Here is an 18,350-nt window from a genome sequence, read left to right as displayed (position 1 = left end):
AGCCTGCCCCTTTTTAGATCTGCGATGAGCGCTGAAGCTTGGCTCTCGCCTCTGCGGCTTATCCAGCCTGCTTTGAACCGCGCTGCCGACCGATCTGCAACAAGGCGATGCTGGCCACAACGAGAACGATTGCAGAGATCTCAAGCAACCCGATAGTTTCTCCGGCGGCCCAGCCGATCAGAAGGGCGATATTTGGCGTAACATAGGTCGCGCCCGAAGCTGCGACCGCGCCCAGTTCCTGCAGCAGATGGTAATAGATCAGGAAGGCCATGCCTGTTCCAAGCACGCCCAGCCCCACGGCAACGCCTGCAAAGGCATGCCGGTTAAGCAAGATGTCGCCCATGCCGGTCCGATCGGTGACGGCGAGCAGCACTAGGAGGGCAAGTCCGGTCTGCCATGTCGCAAGCGCAAGCGGCGGGAGATTGTGGGGCGACAGGAAGCGGCGAACATAAACATAGGAGAGACCGAGGGTAGTGGTGGCGGCTAGCATCCAGAACACGCCTGTGATGTCGATCTCCCCATGCGCCCCCTCCCACGGACGCGCAATCAGCACTATGCCGGCAAAACCCACCAGCACGCCGGACAGCATCAGTGCATTGGGCCGCTCCGTGCGAAGGAACAGAAGCGTGGCGATAGTCGTGAAGAGCGAAATCGACCCACCGAGAACACCTGCGACGCCGGAGGGGAGCCGCGCCGTACCCTCTGCGATCGCCAGATAATAGAATGCCGTTGCCAGCACTGCCATCACGAGGAAATGCGGCAGATGCCGCAGCTGTTCGCGGTGGATCACCCGCTTTCGCCAAGCGGCGAATGCCAGCGGCAGGAAGCCGAAGAACACGCGCAGAAGCGTGATCAGCGCCGGGGTAATGAACTCCGCCGCCCATTTCATGTAAATGAAGTTCGATCCCCAAAAGAGGCCCAGCAGGGCGAAGGCCAGATAGGTCAGCCGCATGACGTTTCCTGTTTGATACTGTGAAGGCTCCACAGATCCATGCGGATCTGTTCTCGCCGATGTTTCAAGCCGGCGAGATGCTCTCGTGCTCGTCTTCTCTCGGCTTGATGACCGCTAGCATGATGCCGCCAGCGGCAATGATCGCCGATCCCACAATCACACCCAGGGTCGGTTGTTCGCCAAAAAACAAAAAGCCGATTAGCCCTGCAAAGATCAGCCAAGTGTAATCGACCGGGCCGACGATCGACAGCGATGCGAGGCGGTAGCCCTGGACGATGCAATATTGTGCCGTCACCGCGAGTGGTCCGAGAAGGACACATGAGAGCGCGGTTTCGAAAGACAGAGGGACCCATTGCAGGAAAGCGGGCACGCCCATCAGTAGCACGCCGAACGCGTTGACATGGAGAAGTACCGTCATCGCCCGATCAGAATGCGAGAGCATCTTGATCATCAGCCTCTCGACAGCCAGCAGCGCCGCCCCGAGAACTCCGATCCCTGCCGGAAAGAGGTAAGCCAGACGAAATTCGCTGAACGCGCCCCGCGAGGCCATGACGACCGCAGCGCCTGAGCAGCAGATGGCGACAGCGCCGATGTGCTGCGGGTAAAGCCGTTCCTTCAAGATCACCACCCCGAGCGGAATGACGAACACGACGTAGAGCAGGCCGATGGCGGTCGCGTCGACGATCGGCATATTGGCCGAGGCATAGATCAGCGCGCCGCCACCCGAAGCGCCGAAGACGGCCCGCGTGAAATGCGACAACGGCCTGGGGCTTCGATAGGCCGACAGCGTGTCCCGCCGGATCGCGACGACCATCAGCAGAGTGGCCAGTCCGCCGATATAGCGCAGGAACAGGATCTGCAGGGCGCTGGCGCTTCCGTCCGCGAATTTGGCCGAAGCGAAAATCAAGGAAAATAAGGCAGTCCCGATGGTGGCCCATGCAGTCGCTTTGACGTTCCTGTAAACTGTGTGTGCAGACATTGCTTCACCTTCAGAGGTTTCTGCCTTGCCTTGTGCGAAATCTTGCGGTTGGGTTCAAACGACAATAATTCGGGGAGCATGAGGAAAGCTAATGCAGACCAGAAGCCGTGTCTCATTGAACGCCATCCGGGTTTTCGGCACGGTCGCTCGCACCGGCAGCCTGATTGCGGCTGGAGACGAACTCGGTGTGACAGCAGGCGCAGTCAGCCATCAAATCAAGAAGCTGGAAGACGAGCTTGGCGTGCAGTTTTTCCGGCGCGGCCACAACTCCGTCTCCCTGACCGAGGTGGGGACGCGGTTTTACCAGGAAGTCGCTCCAGCGATTGCGCTCATCGAACGGTCCGCCGATGCCCTGCATCGGGATGAAAACGAAATCAGCGTGCTCGCCTCGATGTCATTTGCGCTGCGCTGGCTCATTCCGTCGCTGGACCGTTTTCGCGCAATCTGCCCCGATGCGCGCGTGCTGGTGGAGACCAGCGCCTACCAGACCTTTCCCGCCATTCCGGCGGCGGATGTCAGCATCCGCTATGTCCGCGCCGGAGAGGAGATTGACGGGTGGCAGCCCCTCTGTGGTGACGTGAGCCGGCCCGTCGTCTCTCCGACCCTCTTGGCAAAGCGCGGCGATGGCCGGCCGCTCGCCCTGTCGACGGTTCCCGCCCTTCGCTGTGCGGCACGCAATTGGGATTGGAAGCTCTGGTGTGAAACGACCGGAATCTCCATCGCCGACCTCACCTTCGTCCATGAGTTCGACACCGACGACGCGGCCCTGCATGCCTGCGTCGCCGGTCTCGGCATGGTCCTGGCGCCACCGATCCTTACGGCCAGGGAAACGCAGTCGGGCGCCCTGGTGGCCGTCCCCGGATGCCCGCCGGTCGAAATCGGAACCTACTGCTACCAGCGCCGGTCGGAAACGCGCATGGTCCGACAGTTCTGCGCCTGGATGGCAGCCGAGGTGCAAAATTACGGATAGCCGTCATCCCGCCGATGACGTCGCCACGCCCTCCTACGGACTCTGCCACCCCGCAATCCATTGCCGCCTGAGCGCATCGCCCTCGCCACGGAAACCCTGTCCCGTCGGCGCGCAGGTCAGCGTCCGGTCGATGCGGAAATTGCGGATCGCCTGGCGCAGTTCGCACCAGCCGACCATCACCGCCGCCTCCGAATAATAGATGAGCGCAATCGGCCGGATGGTTCTTTGGGTCACGCGCGCCTGCTCGTCGCGATAGTCGATCGCAAGCTTTTCCTCGTCGCGGATCGCCCGGCGCACAAGGCCGAGATCGACGGCGTCTGCCGAGGGGATCGCGCTTCCCCACGCATGCAGCGCGCGCGACGAGAGTGCCTCTCGCAAGGGGGCAGGCACGGCCGCCGCGATCTTGTCCAGCACGCGCGATGACGCTTCGCCGAGTTCCCTGTCACCGGTGCGCTTGTTGAGCGCCATGCCGAGCACGATCGCCTCGGTCTCTTCCGCTGAAAACATCAGCGGCGGCAAGTGGAAGCCGGGGCGCAGGATATAGCCGATGCCGCGTTCGCCCTCGATCGGCACCCGCATCGCCTGAAGTGCTGCAATGTCGCGGTAGATCGAGCGCTCGCTCACCTCCAGCCGCTCCGCCATCTGAAGCGCGGTTATCGGGTGGCCTGCAAGTCTCAGGATCTGGATGATTTCGAACAGCCGGGAGGCCTTGCGCATGGGGTACCCTCGTCACTCCTGACACAACTCTGTCAGTTGACACTCGATATAGCACGACCCAACACGCTGAAAAACCGGCGCGAACCTCGGTCACTGACCCACCGCACACGACAGGCAACTGACATGACCTATACCGAAAACCTCTGGCTCTTCACCCTGCTTCTGACCGGCATCATCGTCGTGCCCGGCATGGATATGCTCTTTGTGCTCGCCAATGCGCTGACCGGCGGCCGCCGCGCCGGCTTGGCCGCGACCTTTGGCATGATGGCCGGCGGTGCCTGCCACACGGTTTTCGGCACGGTCGCCGTGGCGGCGCTCTCGACGCTGATCCCGACCCTGACCCCCGTCATGCTGATCCTCGGCGCCGCCTATATGATCTGGATCGGCATCAGCCTTGCCCGCAGCAGCATCACCGTGGATCACGTGGAAGGCGAAGCGCGCCGCGCCACGATCAAGATCTTCGGCCAAGGACTCGTCACCTGCCTGCTCAACCCGAAAGCCTGGACCTTTATCCTCGCCGTCTATCCGCAATTCATGAAACCGGTCTATGGCCCGTTCTGGTCCCAGGCCCTCGTCATGGGCGCCCTTACCATGGCCATCCAACTAATCGTCTATGGCGGCCTGGCGCTCGCCGCCGCCCGTGGCCGCGAAGCACTGGTCTCAAATCCCGGCCTCACCATCGCCATCGGCCGTGCTGCTGGCTGGCTGCTGGTCGCGGTTGCCGCCTATATGCTGGTCAGGAGCTGGCAGGGCTGGTGATGGGGGAGGTTGTTCCTGCGGAGGCTCGACCTTTGCGCGAGCTCGGTCAATCGAAGCTGCCAGCTCGGAACACCTCGCGAAAGCGGCGAAATTCCTTCATTTCCAGTTCGGAGATTTCTGGATTGTCACTGACGGCTTCCCAGTCGGCGCGACTAAAGCCACGCCCCTCGCGAAAGCCATCCGCTGTGCCTCTCCGATTGCGCATCCACAATCCCCGGAAAGTTTTGCGAGTGAAGGCCACGCAGGCCTTCGCATCAGCCACCAGTTTACGGCAAATTCCGCAAGCCGGCATCCTGCCTTTTCAGGGCTTTCCAACGCTCACTCCCGGGCAGGCAACAGGATGACCGCCGCCCCGATCAGGCAGATCGCCGCGCCCGTGAGGTCGAATCTGTCAGGCCGCTGTCCCTCGACCAGCCACAGCCAAACCAGCGAGGCGGCGATATAGACCCCGCCATAGGCCGCATAGGCGCGGCCCGCAGTCTCGGATGGCACCAGCGTCAGAAGCCATGCAAAAAGGGCAAGCGACAAAATTCCCGGCGCCAGCCAGAACGGCGAACGGTCGAGCTTCAGCCAGGCCCAGAAGGCAAAACAGCCGGCGATTTCGGCAAGGGCGGCGAGGGGGTAGATCAACAGGGTCATTGCCCGATCCTGCCATGCTGGCGGCGCGGGCGAAAGGGTCAGCCTCAGGCCGAGCGGCCCTGCAGATTGAGGATCTGGCAGACGCGCGGCACCATCTCCGCCTCCTTGGGGAAGCAGACGAAGAAGCCCTGTACGCTGTCGAAGCCGAGCTGCACCGCCGTTTCCATCTGCGCCTCGCTTTCGACGCCGGCGGCGGTCACGATCAGGCCGAGATCATGGCCGAGCGAAATCACGTTTTTGACGATGGCCTTGTCGATCGGATTGGTGAGCGCACTGCGCATCAGGCCGTGATCGATCTTCAACCGCCGGAACGGATGCTGGCGAAGGGCGGCAAGCCCCGCATGGGTGGCGCCGAAATTGTCGAGCGCCAGCGAGAATCCGCAATAATGCAGCGCCTCGAGCGCAAGCCCCACCTGCTTGGCCTGTGGACCGTAAAAGGCCGGTTCCGGCACTTCGATTTCCAGCATGTCGGGCGTTAGGCGATGCGCATCCATCATCTCCGACAGCCACAGGGCAAAATCGCCGGAGCAAAGGTCGAAGGCGGTGGTATTGACGGCGATGCGCCCGAAGTCATGCCCCTCGGCACGCCACTGCGCCGCCTGCGACAGGGTCTTTTCCAGAACGAAGTCGCGGATCGACAGGGAGAGCGCCGGATCGCGGAAGATCGCCCGGAATTCCTGCGCCGCCGCCAACATGTTCGGCCGGGTGCGCCAGCGCAACAGCGTCTCCAGGCTGTCCACCTCGCGATGGTCCACCGAATAGACCGGCTGATAGATCAATTCGAAGTGGCCGCGATCCAGCGCCCGCTTCGCATTGTTCACCAGAACGAGTTGATCCAGACTGCTGTCCACGCTCCACCTCACCTGCACCGACGACAACCGGTGCAATTTCATCCACCGAGATTACCGCAAGAAGAGTTGCGCGGAGGTGAACAAAACTGAAAACATGAGGATGAGCTTTCATCTTTCACTTTTTGGCGCTTGGCCATCCGCTGTGCCGGGATGGCACAACTGCCTCCTGAACGCAGCCCTCAGCGCCTGAGGCTCCCCAAGATCCCGCGCACCAGCGCCCGTCCGACGGAGGTCGCGACCGAGCGTGCCGCACTCTTCATCGCCGCCTCGATCACCGTCTCGCGCTGATAGCCGCCGGCGCGTTTCGTCGGGCGGTCCCCGTCGCTCTCCTTCGCCTCGTCGCCGAAGCCCGGCAGCGTCCAGCGGCCGGCCGCACTATCATCGGCCTTGGCGCCCGTCTCGGCCTCACGCTTGGCAGCTTCCGCCTCCGCCGCCTTCTTCGCCCGCGCCGTCAGGATCTCATAGGCCGATTCCGCATCGAGATCGGCATCATAGTGTCCGGCAACCGGCGAAAGGTTCATCACCTTCTGCCGGGCGGCATCATCGATCGGCCCGACCTTGCCCGAAGGCGGGCGGATCAGCGTGCGCTCGACCATCGAGGGAATGCCCTTGGCTTCCAGCGTCGAGACCAGCGCCTCGCCGATGCCAAGCTGGGTGATGGCGGTTGCGCAATCAAAGGCCGGGTTCGGCCGGAACGTATCCGCTGCCGTCTTCACCGCCTTCTGTTCGCGCGGTGTGTAGGCCCTGAGCGCATGCTGCACGCGGTTGCCAAGCTGCGCCAGCACCGTTTCCGGTACATCGAGCGGGTTCTGCGTGACGAAATAGACGCCGACGCCCTTGGAGCGAATGAGCCGCACCACCTGCTCGACCCGCTCGATCAAGACCTTCGGCGCGTCGTTGAAGAGAAGGTGGGCCTCGTCGAAGAAGAAGACGAGCTTCGGCTTGTCGAGATCGCCCACCTCCGGCAGTTCCTCGAACAGCTCCGAGAGCAGCCAGAGCAGGAAGGTCGCGTAGAGACGCGGGTTCATCATCAGCCGGTCGGCAGCAAGAATAGAGATAGCCCCGCGCCCGTCATTGGTCGTGCGCATGATGTCGGTAACCTTCAGCGCCGGCTCGCCGAAGAAATTCTCCGCACCCTGCTGCTCAAGGATCAACAATCCGCGCTGCAGCGTGGCAATCGAGGCCTTGGAGATCAGGCCGAACTGGCTCGAAAGCTCGGTGGCATGATCCGCCATATAGGTCAAAAGCGCCTGCAGATCCTTCATGTCGAGAAGCGGCAAGCCGCCCTGGTCGGCAATCTTGAAGGCGATGTTAAGCGCGCCTTCCTGCGCCTCGGTCGCGTTCATCAGCCGTGAGAGCAGAAGCGGCCCCATCTCGGCAACCGTGGTGCGCACCCGGTGGCCCTTCTCGCCATAGAGATCCCAGAAAATGACAGGAAATTCCGAAGGCGCATAATCGGTGAAGCCGATCTGCTGGGCGCGTTGGGTGATCCAGTCCTTCGGCTCGCCCATGGCCGCAATGCCGGAAAGATCGCCCTTGATGTCGGAGGCAAAGACCGGCACGCCGGCCTCCGAAAAACTCTCCGCGAGCACCTGCAGCGTCACCGTCTTGCCGGTGCCGGTGGCGCCTGTGATGATGCCGTGGCGGTTGCCGTATTTCAGCGCCAGATATTCCGCCTTGTTCAGGCTGTCGTCCGGATTGCGGCTGGTGCCGAGATAAAGCGAACCTTCTTGCAGCATGCGAATGCGTCTCCCATCGCTCGTGCGGATATGTCATCGACACTTGAGCTTGCTCTTATAAGGATTGTGTGGAACATCGACAACGGTCAGGCGTCTCATTGCGAAACATGAGCAGGCTGGGCGAATGCAAGCGCGAGGTAGAAGACGGCGCCGCAGGTGACGAAGCAGAGGCGCGCGCGTCGTGGCCATCCGAAGCCAAGCCTGAAGCCGGTCCTGCCGCAGTTTCGCGCAGCGGTCTGGTGCTGGCAAACGGCCGATGCTGCATCTTGCCAATGGCGTAGAGGCGCATAGGGGCTGCGCCGGCCGCGAAGTGAATGGCGACCAGGCGAAAAGGGCAGGGTATGAACTCCCCGGCATTTTTCCACCGGGCCGTCGTGCAGCGCTTGAGTTCAACAGAAACTTCTATTACGTTGACGTTAACGTCAAATTTCCCGCAGGAGGATACCCCATGAGCGAACTCGTCACCCGCATCGCCGACAATGTCGGCATTTCCCCGGACAAGGCTGAAACGGCACTCGGCATGATGCTCGGCTTCCTGCAGCGCGAAGCAGCCGACGGCCCGGTCGCCCGCATGATCGAAGCCATCCCGGGTGCGGCCGAACTGGTTGCCAAGCACAATGGCGAAGGTGCAGGCGGCGGCGGTCTGCTCGGCGGCCTGATGAGCGCCATCGGCGGCGGCGGCATCATGGGCCTCGGCCAGCAGCTGATGTCTCAAGGCCTCGGCATGGGCGAAATCTCCACCCTCGCCAAGGAAACCATGGCGGTTGCCCGCGAATATGCCGGCGCCGACGTGGTGGATGAAGTCGTGGCCTCGGTTCCGGGGCTCAGCCAGTTCGTCTGATCGATCCGTCCAGTCGAGTTTCAAAGCCGTCGGGGCAACCCGGCGGCTTTTTGTTGGCCTCAGAGCCGGCCACAAGCTCAATGGCTGCCGTTCAATCTCTGGTCGGACCGCCGCCATTTCCGGCATGATCCGCCGCGACGACTACCCCTCACAGACCAAACCGGATCACGTAAGTCGTGCCGCCGTCCACCGTCCTCGTGATCTCGCCGCCCACCTGCTGCACGAAGGCGTCGACCAGGCCGGTACCGGAGCGGCGGGTGGTGGTCTGCGCCATGCCGACCCCGTCGTCCGAAACGGTGATTTCGCCCTCCTCCTCGCCGACAGCTTTCAGCGCGAGGCGGATGGTACCGCTGTCGCGATCGACAAAGGCATGTTTGACCGCATTGGTGACGAGCTCCAGCACGGCAAGCGCCAGCGGCGAGGCCCGGTCCGCCGGCACGAGAATGCCTTCCGGCAGCACATAATCGAAGCGGATGCCGCGCTCTTCCGGCAACAGCGTGCCCGGATCACAGGCCCGGCGCAGAAGTATGCCGAGGTCGATCCTCTCACCATGGCTCGATCGGTAGAGTAGGTCGTGCACCTCCGCCAGCGCCCGCACGCGCATCTGCAGGTCCTGCGCGTCCACTTTGCCCTTTTGCCGCTGATGCAGGTTGATCAGGCTGCTGACCATGGCGAGATTGTTCTTCACCCGATGGTTCATTTCGCGCACCAGTTCGGAGCGCTGCTGGGCCCGGGTTTCGGCCTCTGCCAGTCTGAGCGCCCGCACCTCCGCATCGATCTGCGCAAGAATGCTGCGCCGCGCCAAACCACTCGCCACCAGCGTGAAGGCGCTGATCGCCAGCATCAGCAGCCAGACGGGCAGGGAACTCATGGCCGTTGCCATGAAGATCCGCTCGGTCGGCACGCCGAAATTGGCCACCAGCGATAGGTTCTCCAGACGGCTGAAGGCATAAATGCGTTTCACGCCGTCCGACACAGCGAGAGCCTCATAGACACCTTCATTGGCATCCTTAATGTTCTCCAAGGCCGGCGAACCCTCCGGCAGCCACACCGGGTCGGACGGGATCTGCCGCACCAGAAGCTTGCCGTCCTCGCGCAGTAGCGAGGCCGCTTCCCCGTCGGAGGCGGCGATGGTGCGCAGGAAGGTCCGGCTGCTCTCTGCCGGCATGGAGGAGACGATCGCGCCGCGAAAGCCGGGAGTGATAAAGGCGCTCGCCACGATCACTGCATCCCGATCGCCTGGTTCCAGCTTGATCCGGTCGATGAACAGCCCGGCGCCGTCGCGCACTGCGTCGAGATAGTCTCGCTGGCCAAAGCGCACATTAACGGGGAAGCTGCGGCTCGAGGCGATCACCTCGCCGTCGAGCGCGATGACGGCGAGGCCGTAAGACAGGGCCCGGTCCGAATCCAGGGCCGTGAGAAAGCGGTGAAACGATTCAGACCGCAAAAACTCTGTGTTCTCGCCCTCGACGCGGCTCAGCGCCGCCCGGTGCTTGATCAGCTGCGTTTCGACGAGACGCTGCGAATATTGTCGCACCAGACCGACGGTACCGACCGCATGTTCGGTCGCCGCGTTCCACTGTTCTCTGAACGAGAGCGAGGTCCAGATCAGGCAGCCGATCAGGGGCAGCAGGACGCCGCCGATCTGGATTGCCCGGAACCAGCGCAAGACGAGGTTTGGACCCAAGGTCAATGACGTTTCTCTCCGAATGCCGACCCACCCTTACCTGCTTCGTTTTAGAGCATGCCGAAACACGTTGCGCAATAAGTCCATGCACCTGCCCACACTGATCTCCGCTGCGGGCGCAAGTGCCAGGCGGCGGAACGAAGCGGCCCTCCGCCTCGTTGACTGAACAAGACCATAAGCACCCAACGGAGGAAGACCCATGAGCAATCACGAGACGAGCGACAACGCGATGAACCATCGTGAAAACGGTGTGCGCAAGCTTCAGGATACGGCCGGCGAAAGCGGTCACGAAGCCGGCGCCGGCGAGGAAGGCTATCGCGAAGCCCATGCCAAGCGGCCCGACAGCAATGCCGATCTGCTTGGCGGGCAGGGCGACGAGAACCTCTCGGTGCTCGGGCAAGACCCTGAACGAGCCGAAGAGGGGCTGGATGCCCAGATCGACATGACCAATCATGATGCCGTACGTGAAGCCGCTCGCCTTGGCGGCACCGACACCTACCTCGTCGATGCCGATATGGAAGACATCGATCAGCGTCAGGGCGAAGACGGCGAAGACGGCCGCCCGTCGCCCATGGCGAATGCCGACAATCCGGAACGCTGAGCAATAATCATGGCCAGCCCCTCCCTGATGCCTACCTGGGGGAGGGGTTGGCTGCGCAACCTCACCTTGACCGATGAGCGAGCCGTGCGCACATCGTCCGCAACCGCGATGCGCCGGCATCGCTGATCGCCCCCCAAAGCCGCTAGAAAGCCCGGCGACGGGAGTGCGGCCACAGAAATATCCGCTGCTGTCGGCATCTCCTGGGGGTTGTAATTTAGGAAGCTTTAATCAAAGCATGGTGTGATGCCCCAAAGGTCTTTTCGGGGAAAAATCCATGCTTACCGACTATTTGCACGCCTCCCGCGTCGCCGACGACATGCGCGCGCTCTCCAATTCGCAAGCCATGATCTGGTTCAAGCCGGACGGCACAATCCTCGATGCCAACGAGAACTTCTGCAAGGCGCTCGGCTATGACCTTTCGGAGATCGTCGGCAAGCATCACCGCATCTTCTGCGAAGACGCGATCCGCAGCTCGCCGGATTATCAGCGCTTCTGGTCGGAGCTTGCCGCCGGTCGCTTTCAAAGCGGCCAATTCCGTCGCCAGAGCAAGGCAGGCGATGATGTCTGGATCGAGGCCACCTACAATCCGGTCTTCCAGGGTGGGCGGGTCGTGCGGATCCTGAAGATGGCCTCCGATATCACCGCGACCAAGATCGCCTCGCTGCACGAGGGCAATCGCCTGCGCGCCATCGATCAGTCTCAGGCCATCATCGAATTCGAAATCGACGGTACCATTGTTCAGGCAAACGACAATTTCCTGAATGCCATGGGCTATTCCAGCCAGGAGATCGTCGGCCAGCATCACCGCATGTTCTGCGAGCCGGCTTACGCAGCCACCAGTGAATATGCCCAGTTCTGGGAGCGCCTGCGCGGCGGCGAATTCATCTCGTCGAATTTCGTCCGCTACGGCAAGGGTGGCCGCGAGGTCTGGATCCAGGCGGCTTATACCCCGGTCTTCAATTCCCGCGGCAAGGTCTACAAGGTGATAAAGGTCGCAACCGACATCACCCCGCGCATGAAGGCAGTCAAGATCATCGGCGCCGCCATCAAGCGGCTGGCGGAAGGTGATCTGACCGTGCGCATCAACGAGGCGCTCGACGCCGTGCTCGAAAAGACCCGCCTCGACGTCAACACGGCCGCCCAGGCGCTTGACGAAACCGTAGCCGCGATCGTCCAGTCGGCCCAGTCCGTCGCCGACAATGCGGCCGTTATCCAGGACGTCTCCAACGGCATCGCGACCAATGGCGAGCGCCAGGCCGCGACCGTGGAAGAGACCGCCGCCGCCCTGGAACAGATCAACTCGACCGTCAAGGACACCAGCAACCGCACGGTCGCCACCACCCGGCTCGTCGGCGAAACCCGCTCCAATGCGGAAGCCTCCGGCACCGTGGTCAAGCAGGCAACGGCCGCCATGGACGACATCGCCAATGCGTCCAAGGAAATCGAGAACATTATCGGCGTGATCGATGAGATCGCCTTCCAGACCAACCTGCTCGCGCTCAACGCCGGCGTCGAAGCCGCCCGCGCCGGCGAAGCCGGCAAGGGCTTTGCCGTCGTTGCCCAGGAAGTCCGCGAACTGGCCCAGCGCTCGGCCAGCGCCGCCAAGGACATTAAGGGCCTGATTGCAAAGTCTGCCGAGGCGGTACGTCAGGGCGTCACCCTCGTCGACAAGACCGGCAACGCACTGGATTCGATCGTGGAACAGGTTCAGGAAATCGATGCCAATGTCGAGGCGATCTCGGTGTCCGCCCGCGAACAGGCAACGGGCATCGGTGAGATCAACGCTTCGATCAACATGCTGGACAAGGTGACCCAGCAAAGCGCCGCAACGGTCGAGGAAGCCAGCGCAGCCGCGACCTCGCTCGCCGAAGGCGCAGAGAAGCTTTATGGTCTCATCGCCCGCTTCAAGACCTCGCAGACGTCCGGCAAAAGTTCGGCACATTCCGTACATCGCGCTGCCTGATCAAAGTGTCGTGCCGGATGGGGCCTGATGGCTCCACCGGCCTTCCTTGCTACGGGGGCACCTTTTTCGCCCTCGCGCATTATCTCCTCGACCCCGCCGGCCAAAATTCCGCGCCGCGCGCAATCCGAGGAGATATCCCCGTGACCAGCCCCATTGACCTCTCCGGCATGTCCGAGACTGAACTGACAGACCTCATTGAGGCCGCAAACATGGAGCGCAACCGTCGCCGCGTCGAAAGCGCGCGCGAGCGCATGCCCGATGAAAATGGCAGCATGGGTCAGGACGTGAACGACCCCAACCATGGTGCGATCACCACGCCCACTCCACACGCCGTGCGCGATCATGCGCCCGATGACGATGCAGACCAGGGTTACCGCGACGGCGAACGTGCTGGTGAAAGCGTCGAAGACGCCGCACGCCGGGTCGTCTGATTAACGGCAGGCCCGCCTGCAATTGGGCGGGCCGCTCATCTCTTCTGTTGCTGCCGCTGCCATCCGTCTCGTCCCCGGCAATCTTTCGCACATGGTTGTGACCGACGGTCATCGAAACTATTTTGATGCAGTCGTCGTCGCTGTGATCGTGACAATCATACCAAAGCCGGATGCCACGAACCTATCGCATGGGTCCGTCTCTTCAGACTTTGGTGTAAGCCACGACATGGACCGCCGTGAGGACACCGAGATGAGCAAGGCCACCGCGTCAAGCTTTTTCCGCACCATTCCTGCCTTCGAGAAATTCGAAGGCGTGATCGATGACGGCAATTACCATCCGCTGCCCGATGGCTGGATGCTCGCCGTCGCCGATATCGTCGATTCCACCGGCGCCATTGCTGCCGGTCGCTACAAGTCGGTCAATCTCGCCGGCGTCGCCGTCATCTCCGCCATCCTCAATGCCACGGGTGAGCACGATCTGCCCTTCATCTTTGGCGGCGATGGCGCGCTGGTCGCCGTTCCCCCGGAAGATGGCGAGACCGCGCGCACCGCACTTGCCGCAGTGCGCCGCTGGGTGGAGGAGGAATATGACCTCGAGATGCGCACCGCTCTGGTCCCGGTCGCAGATATCCGCGCCCATGGCCAGGATGTCCGCCTGGCGCGCTTTGCCGTCAGCGAAGGCGTAACCTATGCCATGTTCTCCGGCGGCGGCAGTCATTGGGCCGAGGCGGAAATGAAGGCCGGCCGCTACCTGGTCGATCCGGCGCCGCCCGGAACCCAGCCCAATCTCTCCGGTCTCTCCTGCCGCTGGCAGCCGATCGCTGCCCGCAACGGCGCCATCGCCTCGATCATCGCCCAGCCGGCCGCGGCCGACCAGGACCGCGACTTCCGCCGCCTCGTCGCGGAGATCGTCACCATTGCCTCTGCCGATGCACAGATGGGCCATCCCGTGGCCGATGGAGGCCCGAGCCTTGGCCTGACGCTGGAAGCGCTCAACCTCGAAGCCCGCGCCACGGCACCTCCGGGCCGTCGCCTGCAGCGCAAGCTCTATATTCTCCTGCAATATTACCTGACGGCATTTCTCCACCGAACCCACCTCAAGTTCGGCCGGTTCGATGCCCATGACTATGTCCGCGACGTGCGCATGAACACCGATTTCCGCAAGTTCGACGACGGGCTGAAGATGACGGTCGACACCGACCCGGCACGACTCGCGCGCATCCGCAACTTGCTGGAGACGGCCGCTGCCGCCGGCATCTGCCGCTACGGCCTGCATCTCCAGGAATCGGCCCTGATGACCTGCTTCGTGCCGACGCCGCTGGAGCGGGGGCATATGCATTTCATTGATGGCGCTGCCGGCGGTTATGCTGTCGCCGCCAGCCAGTTGAAGCTGTCGGTGTCCGGCGATCCCTTGGACGCCGATCCGTCTCCTGCCAGGATGGCATAAAGCCCGAAAGGCGTCGGCGCCCCTTCCGTCACCTGTCCGTTTGCCCGCTCGCGACATTGCCACCGCCCACCGCGCAGGCTAGAGAGCCTGCGTGTTGATCGATCTCGCCAGCTATCTCGGCCTGTTTTCCGCAGCCTTCCTCGCCGCGACGCTTGTGCCGGCGCAGTCTGAGGCGCTGCTTGTTGGTCTGATCGCCACCAAGCGCCATCCGCTTTTCGCGCTTCTCTTGGTGGCGACGATCGGCAATGTGGCAGGCTCCCTCGTCAACTATATCCTCGGCCGTTTCATCGAACGCTTTCGCAGAAAAAGCTGGTTCCCTGTTTCGCCGGCCTCGCTCGACAAGGCTTCCGGCTGGTATCGTCGCTTCGGCCTGTGGTCACTGCTTTTATCTTGGATGCCCGTGATCGGCGATCCCATCACGCTCGTCGCCGGTGTGCTGCGCGCCCCGTTTTTGCCTTTCCTGGTGCTGGTGACGCTCGCTAAGTTCGGCCGCTATGCACTTCTCGCCGCCGTCACGCTGCGGGTCATCGGCTGAGCCGCAGCTGCCTCCATGACGCAATCAAAGAATCTGCTAAAATTCGAATGGATCTCTTGACGCGATGCTCACGCCTGCCTGCGACAGTTCCCCTAACGACGGCTTGACACCCGTGCCCATCTGATACGCCCGGAGGAACACCATGAAGACGCAGCGTCTCGCCATTCTGGCCACGCTTACTGTTGCCCTGTCGACGGCACCTGTCGTGCCCTTCGCCGGTGATGGCGGCATTGCTGTTCCCGCCGCATTCGCCAAGGGCGGCAATGGTGGTGGCAATGGTGGTGGAAATGGCGGCGGCAACGGTGGCGGCAATGGCGGAGGCAATGGTGGGGGCAATGGCGGTAGCAAGGATCGCGGATCCGAAACCCGTGAAGCCAAGAGCACCGACCGCGGTCAATCCGGCAGCAGCCAGGGCACGAGCCGCAAGAGCAATATCCTGACCGAAGCCCTGGATACGCTGACAGGCAAGAGCCAGAAGGCGGCCAAAAGCCAAAAGACGACGACCAAGACCCAGCTCTCCCAAACGCGCGGCAAGCGCCCGGCATCCGCCCCGCTCGTCGAGGAGCCGGTCGAAGCCGTGACCACGCTCGCCTCCGTTCCGCAAGTGAAACCCGAGCTTGGCCCCGCCAAGTCCGACCTCGCCGGCCTCAACTCGCTGAACCGCAACTACCACGCCTATATGAACTCGACCGATCCGCGCATGGCTGCCATCCGCGATTACGCCATGGCCTATGCCGCCTCTGAACTGGCCGGCGGCGTCGATACCGTGCCGACGGACGTCGCGCTCGACGACGAGGCCCTGCGCGCTGCCTTGCAGGCCGCCGCTAAGCCCGGAACCGTGATCGACGATGCAACGCTTGCCTGGGCCAAGGACCTGCTCGGTGTCGGTCCGGCGGTCGGCAAGATCGACCAGATCCGCGAAGAACTCGCCGCCGTCACTCCCTTCGATCCGACCGTCGACCCGGTCGACCCGGGAACGGACCCCGATACGGTTACCGACCCCGGCACAGTGACTGATCCGGGAACCGATGTCGGAACCGACACCGGCACCGATCCGGGCACGGATGGCGCCACGGACACGAGCACCGACGTGGTCATCGACCCGACCTTGCCGCCCGATGGCACGACCGATGGCACAACGGGCGACACCACTAACGAGGCCGCCCTTCTGCCGCCGGAGCAGCCCACCGAGACCACCCTGACCCCGTAAACTTCGGGCGGGAAAAGCCAGCCGCGAGCATCGGGTCCGGCCCCGGTCCTCGACGCCCCGTGGGCGGCTTGAGGCTACAGATCATGAGAAGCACCACCGCCGTCAGGCGGTGATCTTCACGCCTGCTTCCAGCGCAGCCGCGATCAGCGCCTTGCGGCCGTCTTCTTCCTTGGCCTTGCCCTGGGCAACGGCGCCCAGCACCAAGAGCGCCTTGTCCAGCGCCTCGCCATCCTCTTCCGGCCAGTCCTCGATCAGCGCCCAGGATGCCCCGAGCGAATTCTCGACCACGACGTCCTCGCCGTCTTCGCCGATCGCATGCAGGATCACGGGTTTGCTCCAGGTGGCGCGCATCGGTCGTCTCTCTCGTCTTTGCCGGCATCCGGCAGGGCAGGGGCATCGACACCCGAAACAGCGGGCGTCGGACCGGCAGGCGTGCGGCGGGCCATGTCTGGCCACCACCGGCACCTGCGCCGGGTTCGCCCCTCTATACGGCCTTGCAGGCCGCCCCGCCACTCCTGCAAAGCCGCCATCCGCAGGAGAAACGCCGTTCCCGCCACGCGCTTGACGAAACGACCCCTCTCAATCTAGATAAATCCCATCGCGAAAAGCGACCGCTTACCTTGATCCGCCAGTGATATGATCATGGCGCGAGTAAGCAGGTGGACGAATACACGTCCATGCGGTCAAGCACACGTCGAACCACGATCCGTGGTTCGATCAGCGACTCCCTGAAACCTGTCCCGAGACATCTCGGGCCTGAACGACGTTCTGACCGCACGCCTGCGCGTGGCCGTCTGACGTCCGGAGCCAACGCTATGACCAGACCTTTTATTCTTATCCTGATGACTGTCGTGCTCGATGCCCTCGGCATCGGACTGATCTTCCCGATCCTGCCTTCGCTGCTGAGAGACGTGACCCATGTCGGCGACGTCACCCCCTATATCGGCCTCATGATGGCGCTTTATGCCGCTATGCAGTTCCTCTTCGCACCCGTTCTGGGCGCGCTCAGCGATAGCCTCGGCCGTCGCCCGGTGCTGCTGATCTCGCTCGCCGGTTCCATGCTCAACTATCTGTTCCTGGCCTTTGCACCCAGCCTGTGGCTGCTCTTTCTTGGCCGGGCTCTGGCGGGTCTCACCAGCGCCAACACCTCCGTGGCCGCCGCTTACATCACCGACCTGACCGCGCAGGACGAGCGCGCCCGGCGCTTCGGCCTGATGAACGCCATGTTCGGCATCGGCTTCATCATCGGCCCCGTGCTCGGCGGACTGCTCGGCGATCACTGGGTCAGGCTTCCCTTCCTGGCCGCAGCCGTCCTGACGGGCGCCAACCTCCTGCTGTGCCTCTTTGTCCTGCCGGAGACCCGCAAGCCAGGCCACCAGGCCATCGATCCTGGCGCCCTCAACCCGCTCCGTCCCTTCCGCTGGCTCTTCGCCATGAAAGATGTGCTGCCACTGGTGCTGATCTTCTTTCTGTTCAGCGGTCTCGGCGAAGCCTATGGCACCTGCTGGGCGCTGTGGGGCAATGATGTCTTTCACTGGAACGGTCTATGGATCGGCCTATCCCTCGGGGCATACGGCACCTGCCAGACGCTCGCCCAGGCCTTTCTTCCCGGCCCCGCAACACAGCGCCTCGGCGAACGACCGGCGATCCTTGCCGGCATCGCAAGCGCCTGTGCGGCCCTTGGCCTTTTCGCCGTCGCATCGGAGGGCTGGGTCGTATTTGCTTCTATGCCCATTCTGGCCCTCGGCGGAATAGGCGTGCCGGCGCTGCAGTCGCTTGCCACCCGCCAGGTGAGCGAGGCAGGTCAAGGCAAGTTCCAGGGCCTGCTGCAATCGACTGTCAGCCTCGCCTCGGTCCTTGCCCCGCTCGGTTTCTCCAACCTCTATCTGCTGGCAAGACCGATCTGGCCCGGCGCCATCTGGCTCTCAGTTGCCATGCTCTACGGCCTCGGCGCGCTCCTGATCCTGCGTCTGCGGTTCAATAAGCCGCAGGAGCAGATGTGAACGTGTGACCCGACGCGCTTCCTTCG

General features: G+C 63.0%; 19 protein-coding genes. 10 read left to right on the top strand and 9 right to left on the bottom strand.

Annotated elements, in window-relative coordinates; all coding sequences use genetic code 11:
• Nucleotides 1-58: 58 nt before the first annotated feature.
• Nucleotides 59-952, bottom strand: coding sequence for a DMT family transporter (locus tag ASE36_RS03030; RefSeq protein WP_062275473.1), 894 nt, complete (start codon nt 950-952; stop codon nt 59-61).
• A 64-nt stretch (nt 953-1,016) separates the two neighbouring features.
• Nucleotides 1,017-1,931: a DMT family transporter gene (locus ASE36_RS03025; protein ID WP_062275471.1), complete on the bottom strand. Its 915-nt coding sequence runs from the start codon at nt 1,929-1,931 to the stop codon at nt 1,017-1,019.
• Nucleotides 1,932-2,022: 91 nt separating this feature from the next.
• Here ASE36_RS03025 and ASE36_RS03020 point away from each other — a divergent pair, with 91 nt between their 5' ends.
• Complete coding sequence (locus tag ASE36_RS03020) at nt 2,023-2,901, top strand: LysR family transcriptional regulator (RefSeq protein WP_062275469.1); 879 nt, start codon at nt 2,023-2,025, stop codon at nt 2,899-2,901.
• Between the two features lie 33 nt (nt 2,902-2,934).
• Here ASE36_RS03020 and ASE36_RS03015 read toward each other — a convergent pair whose 3' ends face one another.
• Nucleotides 2,935-3,618, bottom strand: coding sequence for a helix-turn-helix transcriptional regulator (locus ASE36_RS03015; protein ID WP_062275467.1), 684 nt, complete (start codon nt 3,616-3,618; stop codon nt 2,935-2,937).
• 123 nt (nt 3,619-3,741) lie between these two features.
• On the opposite strand from ASE36_RS03015, the gene ASE36_RS03010 reads away from it, so the two are divergent.
• Complete coding sequence (locus ASE36_RS03010; protein WP_062275465.1) at nt 3,742-4,377, top strand: LysE family translocator; 636 nt, start codon at nt 3,742-3,744, stop codon at nt 4,375-4,377.
• A 46-nt stretch (nt 4,378-4,423) separates the two neighbouring features.
• Here ASE36_RS03010 and ASE36_RS22835 read toward each other — a convergent pair whose 3' ends face one another.
• From ASE36_RS22835 to ASE36_RS02995, 4 genes are all read right to left on the bottom strand, one after another.
• Complete coding sequence (locus ASE36_RS22835) at nt 4,424-4,582, bottom strand: hypothetical protein (RefSeq protein ID WP_200945148.1); 159 nt, start codon at nt 4,580-4,582, stop codon at nt 4,424-4,426.
• A 113-nt stretch (nt 4,583-4,695) separates the two neighbouring features.
• Nucleotides 4,696-5,016 (bottom strand): YnfA family protein, encoded by a 321-nt coding sequence (locus ASE36_RS03005; RefSeq protein ID WP_062275463.1) that lies wholly within the window; start codon nt 5,014-5,016, stop codon nt 4,696-4,698.
• Between the two features lie 44 nt (nt 5,017-5,060).
• Nucleotides 5,061-5,867 (bottom strand): EAL domain-containing protein, encoded by an 807-nt coding sequence (locus ASE36_RS03000; RefSeq protein ID WP_244474645.1) that lies wholly within the window; start codon nt 5,865-5,867, stop codon nt 5,061-5,063.
• 179 nt (nt 5,868-6,046) lie between these two features.
• Nucleotides 6,047-7,606, bottom strand: a complete 1,560-nt coding sequence (locus ASE36_RS02995; RefSeq protein ID WP_062275459.1) for a helicase HerA-like C-terminal domain-containing protein — start codon at nt 7,604-7,606, stop codon at nt 6,047-6,049.
• 448 nt (nt 7,607-8,054) lie between these two features.
• Here ASE36_RS02995 and ASE36_RS02990 point away from each other — a divergent pair, with 448 nt between their 5' ends.
• Nucleotides 8,055-8,447, top strand: coding sequence for a DUF937 domain-containing protein (locus ASE36_RS02990; RefSeq protein ID WP_062275456.1), 393 nt, complete (start codon nt 8,055-8,057; stop codon nt 8,445-8,447).
• 148 nt (nt 8,448-8,595) lie between these two features.
• Here the strand turns inward: ASE36_RS02990 and ASE36_RS02985 are convergent, their stop codons facing one another.
• The gene (locus ASE36_RS02985) at nt 8,596-10,140 is read right to left on the bottom strand and encodes a sensor histidine kinase (protein WP_062275455.1); all 1,545 of its coding nucleotides are present in this window, start codon (nt 10,138-10,140) and stop codon (nt 8,596-8,598) included.
• Between the two features lie 193 nt (nt 10,141-10,333).
• On the opposite strand from ASE36_RS02985, the gene ASE36_RS02980 reads away from it, so the two are divergent.
• From ASE36_RS02980 to ASE36_RS22500, 6 genes are all read left to right on the top strand, one after another.
• Nucleotides 10,334-10,735: a hypothetical protein gene (locus ASE36_RS02980; protein ID WP_062275453.1), complete on the top strand. Its 402-nt coding sequence runs from the start codon at nt 10,334-10,336 to the stop codon at nt 10,733-10,735.
• Nucleotides 10,736-11,009: 274 nt separating this feature from the next.
• Nucleotides 11,010-12,698, top strand: coding sequence for a methyl-accepting chemotaxis protein (locus ASE36_RS02975; protein WP_062275451.1), 1,689 nt, complete (start codon nt 11,010-11,012; stop codon nt 12,696-12,698).
• Nucleotides 12,699-12,838: 140 nt separating this feature from the next.
• Complete coding sequence (locus tag ASE36_RS02970; protein WP_200945147.1) at nt 12,839-13,129, top strand: hypothetical protein; 291 nt, start codon at nt 12,839-12,841, stop codon at nt 13,127-13,129.
• Nucleotides 13,130-13,379: 250 nt separating this feature from the next.
• A complete protein-coding gene (locus ASE36_RS02965; protein ID WP_062277924.1) occupies nt 13,380-14,576 on the top strand; it encodes a DUF3095 domain-containing protein in 1,197 nt (398 codons plus the stop codon).
• A gap of 94 nt (nt 14,577-14,670) precedes the next feature.
• A complete protein-coding gene (locus ASE36_RS02960; RefSeq protein ID WP_062277921.1) occupies nt 14,671-15,111 on the top strand; it encodes a YqaA family protein in 441 nt (146 codons plus the stop codon).
• A 142-nt stretch (nt 15,112-15,253) separates the two neighbouring features.
• The gene (locus ASE36_RS22500; protein ID WP_062275449.1) at nt 15,254-16,321 is read left to right on the top strand and encodes a hypothetical protein; all 1,068 of its coding nucleotides are present in this window, start codon (nt 15,254-15,256) and stop codon (nt 16,319-16,321) included.
• A 102-nt stretch (nt 16,322-16,423) separates the two neighbouring features.
• Here the strand turns inward: ASE36_RS22500 and ASE36_RS02950 are convergent, their stop codons facing one another.
• Nucleotides 16,424-16,672: a DUF982 domain-containing protein gene (locus ASE36_RS02950; protein ID WP_062275446.1), complete on the bottom strand. Its 249-nt coding sequence runs from the start codon at nt 16,670-16,672 to the stop codon at nt 16,424-16,426.
• A gap of 464 nt (nt 16,673-17,136) precedes the next feature.
• Here ASE36_RS02950 and ASE36_RS02945 point away from each other — a divergent pair, with 464 nt between their 5' ends.
• The gene (locus tag ASE36_RS02945) at nt 17,137-18,324 is read left to right on the top strand and encodes a TCR/Tet family MFS transporter (RefSeq protein WP_062275444.1); all 1,188 of its coding nucleotides are present in this window, start codon (nt 17,137-17,139) and stop codon (nt 18,322-18,324) included.
• Nucleotides 18,325-18,350 lie beyond the last annotated feature (26 nt).

This window comes from Rhizobium sp. Root274 (assembly GCF_001429245.1).
Taxonomy (GTDB): Bacteria; Pseudomonadota; Alphaproteobacteria; order Rhizobiales; family Rhizobiaceae; genus Allorhizobium.
This window is presented reverse-complemented; position numbering and strand designations above follow the sequence as displayed.

Coding starts and splice junctions, on each gene's coding strand:
- ASE36_RS02945 (WP_062275444.1), top strand. CDS start 17,137: ATGACCAGACCTTTTATTCTTATCCTGATGACTGTCGTGCTCGATGCC.
- ASE36_RS02965 (WP_062277924.1), top strand. CDS start 13,380: ATGAGCAAGGCCACCGCGTCAAGCTTTTTCCGCACCATTCCTGCCTTC.
- ASE36_RS03015 (WP_062275467.1), bottom strand. CDS start 3,618: ATGCGCAAGGCCTCCCGGCTGTTCGAAATCATCCAGATCCTGAGACTT.
- ASE36_RS03030 (WP_062275473.1), bottom strand. CDS start 952: ATGCGGCTGACCTATCTGGCCTTCGCCCTGCTGGGCCTCTTTTGGGGA.
- ASE36_RS03005 (WP_062275463.1), bottom strand. CDS start 5,016: ATGACCCTGTTGATCTACCCCCTCGCCGCCCTTGCCGAAATCGCCGGC.
- ASE36_RS03010 (WP_062275465.1), top strand. CDS start 3,742: ATGACCTATACCGAAAACCTCTGGCTCTTCACCCTGCTTCTGACCGGC.
- ASE36_RS03020 (WP_062275469.1), top strand. CDS start 2,023: ATGCAGACCAGAAGCCGTGTCTCATTGAACGCCATCCGGGTTTTCGGC.
- ASE36_RS02990 (WP_062275456.1), top strand. CDS start 8,055: ATGAGCGAACTCGTCACCCGCATCGCCGACAATGTCGGCATTTCCCCG.
- ASE36_RS02995 (WP_062275459.1), bottom strand. CDS start 7,606: ATGCTGCAAGAAGGTTCGCTTTATCTCGGCACCAGCCGCAATCCGGAC.
- ASE36_RS22835 (WP_200945148.1), bottom strand. CDS start 4,582: ATGCGCAATCGGAGAGGCACAGCGGATGGCTTTCGCGAGGGGCGTGGC.
- ASE36_RS02950 (WP_062275446.1), bottom strand. CDS start 16,672: ATGCGCGCCACCTGGAGCAAACCCGTGATCCTGCATGCGATCGGCGAA.
- ASE36_RS22500 (WP_062275449.1), top strand. CDS start 15,254: ATGAAGACGCAGCGTCTCGCCATTCTGGCCACGCTTACTGTTGCCCTG.
- ASE36_RS03025 (WP_062275471.1), bottom strand. CDS start 1,931: ATGTCTGCACACACAGTTTACAGGAACGTCAAAGCGACTGCATGGGCC.
- ASE36_RS02980 (WP_062275453.1), top strand. CDS start 10,334: ATGAGCAATCACGAGACGAGCGACAACGCGATGAACCATCGTGAAAAC.
- ASE36_RS02975 (WP_062275451.1), top strand. CDS start 11,010: ATGCTTACCGACTATTTGCACGCCTCCCGCGTCGCCGACGACATGCGC.